6 protein-coding genes are annotated in these 4999 nt (G+C 73.4%); 5 read left to right on the top strand and 1 reads right to left on the bottom strand.

Annotated elements, in window-relative coordinates; translation table 11 throughout:
• Positions 1-37: 37 nt before the first annotated feature.
• Positions 38-202 carry a 50S ribosomal protein L33 gene (gene rpmG, locus ACFU7Y_RS40020; RefSeq protein WP_030056206.1) on the bottom strand — a complete coding sequence of 55 codons (165 nt, stop codon included), beginning with the start codon at positions 200-202 and terminating at the stop codon, positions 38-40.
• A 424-nt stretch (positions 203-626) separates the two neighbouring features.
• Here rpmG and ACFU7Y_RS40015 point away from each other — a divergent pair, with 424 nt between their 5' ends.
• The 5 genes from ACFU7Y_RS40015 (at position 627) to ACFU7Y_RS39995 (ending at position 4921) form a co-directional block, all read left to right on the top strand.
• Entirely contained in the window at positions 627-1733 is a 1107-nt protein-coding gene (locus ACFU7Y_RS40015; protein ID WP_224276677.1) for a Xaa-Pro peptidase family protein, read from the top strand.
• A gap of 80 nt (positions 1734-1813) precedes the next feature.
• Entirely contained in the window at positions 1814-2377 is a 564-nt protein-coding gene (gene efp, locus ACFU7Y_RS40010; protein ID WP_224276679.1) for an elongation factor P, read from the top strand.
• 4 nt (positions 2378-2381) lie between these two features.
• Positions 2382-2819 carry a transcription antitermination factor NusB gene (gene nusB, locus ACFU7Y_RS40005; protein WP_030290257.1) on the top strand — a complete coding sequence of 146 codons (438 nt, stop codon included), beginning with the start codon at positions 2382-2384 and terminating at the stop codon, positions 2817-2819.
• A 138-nt stretch (positions 2820-2957) separates the two neighbouring features.
• Positions 2958-3779, top strand: a complete 822-nt coding sequence (locus ACFU7Y_RS40000; RefSeq protein ID WP_224276681.1) for a thioesterase family protein — start codon at positions 2958-2960, stop codon at positions 3777-3779.
• Positions 3780-4003: 224 nt separating this feature from the next.
• Complete coding sequence (locus ACFU7Y_RS39995; RefSeq protein WP_224276683.1) at positions 4004-4921, top strand: hypothetical protein; 918 nt, start codon at positions 4004-4006, stop codon at positions 4919-4921.
• The last annotated feature ends 78 nt before the right edge of the window (positions 4922-4999 follow it).

Here is a 4999-nt window from a genome sequence, read left to right as displayed (position 1 = left end):
CCCCGAGCCCGGGGAGGCGCCGTTCGTGTGTGCGGGGTCAGCGCTCCTCGCGGAAGTCGACGTGCCGGCCGGCCGCCGGGTCGTACTTGCGCAGGACCATCCGGTCCGGGTCGTTGCGGCGGTTCTTGCGGGTCACGTACGTGAAGCCGGTGCCGGCGGTGGAGCGGAGCTTGATCACCGGGCGCAGTTCGCTGCGGGCCATGGGGCGTCCTCCTGGGGTCCGGGGTTTCGGGTCCCGGGCGTCGGGCCGGGACCGTACACCGAAATGGAAGTCGTTTTCGCAGGGTCCAACGCGAGCCCGGCCCGGCCCATTCCCGGGCGCCGGGGAGCGCCCGTGTCCGCCCACTGTCGGCCCACCGGTCGCGCCCGGCTTCGGTGGCGCGATCCCGCGCCGCGGCGGGGCCTGCTCGACCCGGACGAGCGGTGAACGAGTGATGACGGACGGTGATGGATGGGTGCCGCCGAGGGGCGGGGAGCCCTCGGTGTGCGGCGCGTGGGGGAGCGGGGGTCACGGCGCGTGTCCGAGAGTGACGGCGCGGTCGCGCAGGGGGCGTGCAAGGGGCACCGGGGGTTCTGTCGGGGGTGCTCGGCGGGCGGTTCGGGCCGGGGGTTCGTAGGCTCGACGCATGGCGGATGCGTACGCGGGGCGGCGGGAGCGGGTGAGGGAGCACTGCAGTGCGGCCGGGGCCGACGCGGCGCTGATCACCCGTGCGGCGAACGTGCGGTACCTGACGGGCTGCGCGCCCTGCGGGGCGAGCCTGCTGCTGACCAGGGAACGGGCACTGCTCGCACTGCCGGACGACCTGCCGCCGGACGACTCCGGGGAGCACCTGATCGCTCCGGACGTCACCCGGATGCCGGTGGCGGCCGGTTCGGACACCGCGCTGGCCGCCGCGGCCGCCGCCGTACGGGCCGGGGTGTCGGGCCTGGCGGTGGAGGAGCACGACCTGACCGTCAGCCGGCACCGGGCGGTGGGGGGCCGGTCCGAGGGGGCCCGGCTGGTGGACCTCGGGCAGACGGTCGAGCGGCTGCGGGTGATCAAGGACGAGCGCGAGATCGCCGACCTGCGGATCGCCGCCGAGATCGCCGACCAGGCGCTCGGCGAGCTGCTGGAGTCGATCCTGGTCGGCCGCACCGAGCGGCACCTGGCGATGGAACTGGAGCGCCGGATGATCGACCACGGCGCCGACCGGGCGGCCTTCCCGGTCTCGGTCGGCACCGGCAGCCACTCCGGCCAGGCCGCCCACCAGCCGACCGACCGCCGGGTGGAGGAGGGCGACTTCCTGACCGTGGTGATGGGCGCCCAGTACCGCGGCTACGGCGTCTCCACCGCCCGCACCTTCGTGATCGGCGCCACCCCCGCGCCCTGGCAGGTGGAGCTGCACCGGCTGGTCTTCCGGGCCCAGCGGGCAGGGCGGGAGGCGCTCGGACCAGGGGTGGAGCAGTGCGTACCCGACCGGGCGGCCCGGCAGGTCCTGGAGGCGGCCGGCCACACCGAGGCGTCCCCGCGCCCGGTGGGCCACGGCATCGGGCTGGAGATCCGGGAGGCGCCGCGCCTCGGCCCGTCGGACATGGGTAAACTGGACAGCCGCGTACCGGTCACCGTCGGCCCAGGGGTCCACCTCCCGGGCAAGGGCGGGGTCCGGATCGAGGACACGCTCGTCGTGCGCCCCCTCGAAGAGGGCGGGCCCGAGCTGCTCACCATCACCACCAAGGAGCTCCTCGCCCTGTGACCGCGGCCTCCCGACGGCCGTCGGCGGCAGGACGCAACCCCTTGGTTCCTTGACAGCTATATCCAGGAGTAAGTGCGCCCGTGGCTTCCACGAACGATCTCAAGAACGGCATGGTCCTCAAGCTGGAGGGCGGCAAGCTCTGGTCCGTCGTCGAGTTCCAGCACGTCAAGCCCGGCAAGGGCCCGGCCTTCGTGCGTACCAAGCTCAAGGAGGTCCTGACCGGCAAGGTCGTCGACAAGACCTTCAACGCGGGCACCAAGGTCGAGACCGCCAACGTCGACAAGCGCGGCATGCAGTTCTCGTACAAGGACGGCGAGAACTTCGTGTTCATGGACATGGACACCTACGACCAGCTGACCATCGAGCCGGCCGTCGTCGGCGACGCCGCCAAGTACCTGCTGGAGGGCTTCGAGGCCCTGGTCGCGCAGAACGAGGGCTCGGTCCTGTACATCGAGCTCCCGGCCGCCGTCGAGCTGGTCATCTCCGAGACCGAGCCGGGCGTCCAGGGCGACCGCTCCACCGGTGGCACCAAGCCGGCCACCCTGGAGACCGGTGCCGAGATCCAGGTCCCGCTGTTCGTCGTCACCGGCGACAAGGTCAAGGTCGACACCCGCGATGGCAGCTACCTCGGCCGGGTGAAGTAAGTCCGTGTCGGCCGCACGCAGCAAGGCCCGGACCCGGGCCTTCCAGATCCTCTTCGAGGCCGACCACCGCGGGGTAGACCCGCAGCAGGTCCTCGCCGACTGGGTGGCCCGCGCCCGCGAGCCCAAGCCCGACGAGGGCACCCCGCAGGTCGGTGAGTACACCATGGAGCTCATCGAGGGGTACGTCCAGCACGCCCGCCGCATCGACGACCTGATCGAGCAGTACGCCGTGGGCTGGACGCTCGACCGGATGCCGATCGTGGACCGCAACGTCCTGCGGCTCGGTGCGTACGAGCTGATCTGGGAGGACGGCGTCCCGGACGCCGTCGTCCTGGACGAGGCCGTCGAGATCGCCAAGGAGTTCTCCACGGACGACTCTCCGGCCTTCGTCAACGGCATGCTCGCCCGTTTCCTCGAACTGAAGCCGAGCATCCGCCGGTAGCAGGTCGGCCCCGTGGACGGCCGTCGGACCCGAACAGGTGTCCGGCGGTCGTTCCGCGTTTCACCCGGGCGGCGTAAGGTGAGGGACTACTCGTCAGTAACTTGACGTCCGGAGCCACGCGTGAAGGCAGGTCCCCACATGACCACGGCGATCCGCAGCGAGTTCGACCAGGGCATCGCCCTGACCAGGCACCCCGAGGAGGCCGGCCGCTACGAGGCCGAGCTCGGTGCCGGCTGGCAGATCGGCGGCGGGGTGAACGGTGGACTGCTGCTCGCGGTGGCCGGACACGCGCTGTCGCTGGAGCACGGCATCCACCCGGACCCGGTGTCGATCAGTGGTTACTACCTGTCCGCCTCCGTTCCCGGCCCGGCCACCGTCCGCACCGAGGTGCTGCGCACCGGCCGCGGCCTGTCCACCGGCACCGCCTCGCTCAGCCAGGACGGCGTCGAGCGGCTGCGCGTGGTGGCCGGCCACGGCGACCTCGCCGACGCCGACGGCGAGGTGCGCACCAGCGCGCAGCCGCCGCAGCTGCCGCCGCCGGACCAGTGCATCGGCGTCGAACACGCGCCCAAGGAGCTGATCGCCCAGGCGGCCCTGTTGGAGCGGTTCGACCTGCGGCTGGACCCGGCCACCGTCGGCTGGGCGCTCGGACAGCCCTCCGGCAACGGGCGGATCCAGGGCTGGTTCCGGCTCGCCGACGGCCGCGAGCCCGACCCGCTGCTGCTCCTGCTGGTCGCCGACGCGCTGCCGCCGGTCACCTTCGACCTCGGCCTGCCGGGCTGGGCGCCCACCATCGAGCTGACCGTCCACCTGCGCGCCAAGCCCGTGCCCGGCTGGCTGCGGGTCACCCACGCGACCCGCAACCTGGCCGGGGGCTACTTCGAGGAGGACGCGGAGATCTGGGACGAGTCCGGCCGGCTGGTCGCGCAGTCCCGTCAGCTGGCCCGGGTGCCGCGGTAGGTCCGGCAGCAGTGCTATTACCGGTGGTTACATTCCTGTGACACGCCGTACGTGTGCGGCGCGCGCGGATGGGGAGGAAGACGGTCAGCGGCGAGCCCGCCGCTGACCGTCAACGATGACCCGACCGCCGAAGCCAGGAGCCATCCCGTGAGCGAGCGCAGCGAGCGAACAGTCGACAGGCGCGTGTGGGCGAATGCCCCTGCCGAGCGCTGCGAGGTGGGCGCATGAGTCACCTGGGGCGTGCCCGCCGCAACTCCGACTGCACCGCCGGCGGCTCGCGGCCCGCGGTACGGGCGTCGCACCGGCCGCGGCGGGCCGAGGGCGCCGAGCAGGCGTTCGTCATCGGGGTGCTCACCAACGCCGCCGACTTCGCCCGGGCCCGTGCCTGGGGGATCTCCGACGCCCCCGACCACGAGCGCTACCTGGCCGACACCGCCGAGCTGCTGGCCGAGGCGCTGGAGCGGTTCGACACCGTCCGGGCCCGGATGTTCCACCCGCAGGACTTCGAGGAGTTCTGCGTGCTGCACGGGCTGGACCCGGCCGAGCCCGCCGCCCGCGACCGCTACCTGGTCAACCCGGCCCTGCAGACCCAGCTGCTCGCGTACCAGGGCGAGGAGCTGGCCGGGGACTTCGTGCCGCGCCTGGTGCGCGCCCGGGAGAACGGGCTGACGCTCTGCCACGCCGACCTGCTGCTCGACGGGGGCCTGCGCGGGGGCGCGGGCGCGCCCGACGAGGCGCACGCCGCCTGGGTACACGCCGCCTACCAGCGCGGGGGAGAGGTGTTCCGGCGGATGCTGGTCGGCGCGGGCGCCGGCGTGTACGAGCTGCGCCTGCGGGTGGACGCACCCGGCGGGGCGCTGACCGCGGCGGCGCGGGTGCTCCAGTGGGAGGACGGCGTGGTCCGGATCAACGACGAGGACCTGGAGCTGGTCTGCGCGGTCCTCTGCACCGGGCTGGCCCTGGAGCTGCCGGGCGTCGCGGTGCTGCACGGCTCGCAGGGAACGGCCGCCTCCTGCGGGGAGTACCTGCCGGCCTCCTGGGCCTGGTCGAGCGGCGGGCAGGAGTGGGCGCCGGCCGACCGGCCGGTCCGGCTGGACGGCGTGGCGGCGCAGCCCGGCTACAGCCTGGGGACGGTCTGCTGACGCCCGCGCCGCCCCGGGGTGGTGTGCCCACGCCGCGGCGCGGCCCCCGATCCGGGGAGCCGCTGTCTCTTATACCTC

Source organism: Kitasatospora sp. NPDC057542 (assembly GCF_042801945.1).
GTDB lineage: Bacteria > Actinomycetota > Actinomycetes > Streptomycetales > Streptomycetaceae > Kitasatospora.
Note: the sequence above shows the minus strand (reverse complement) of the source record. Positions and strands in the feature narration are given on the sequence as shown.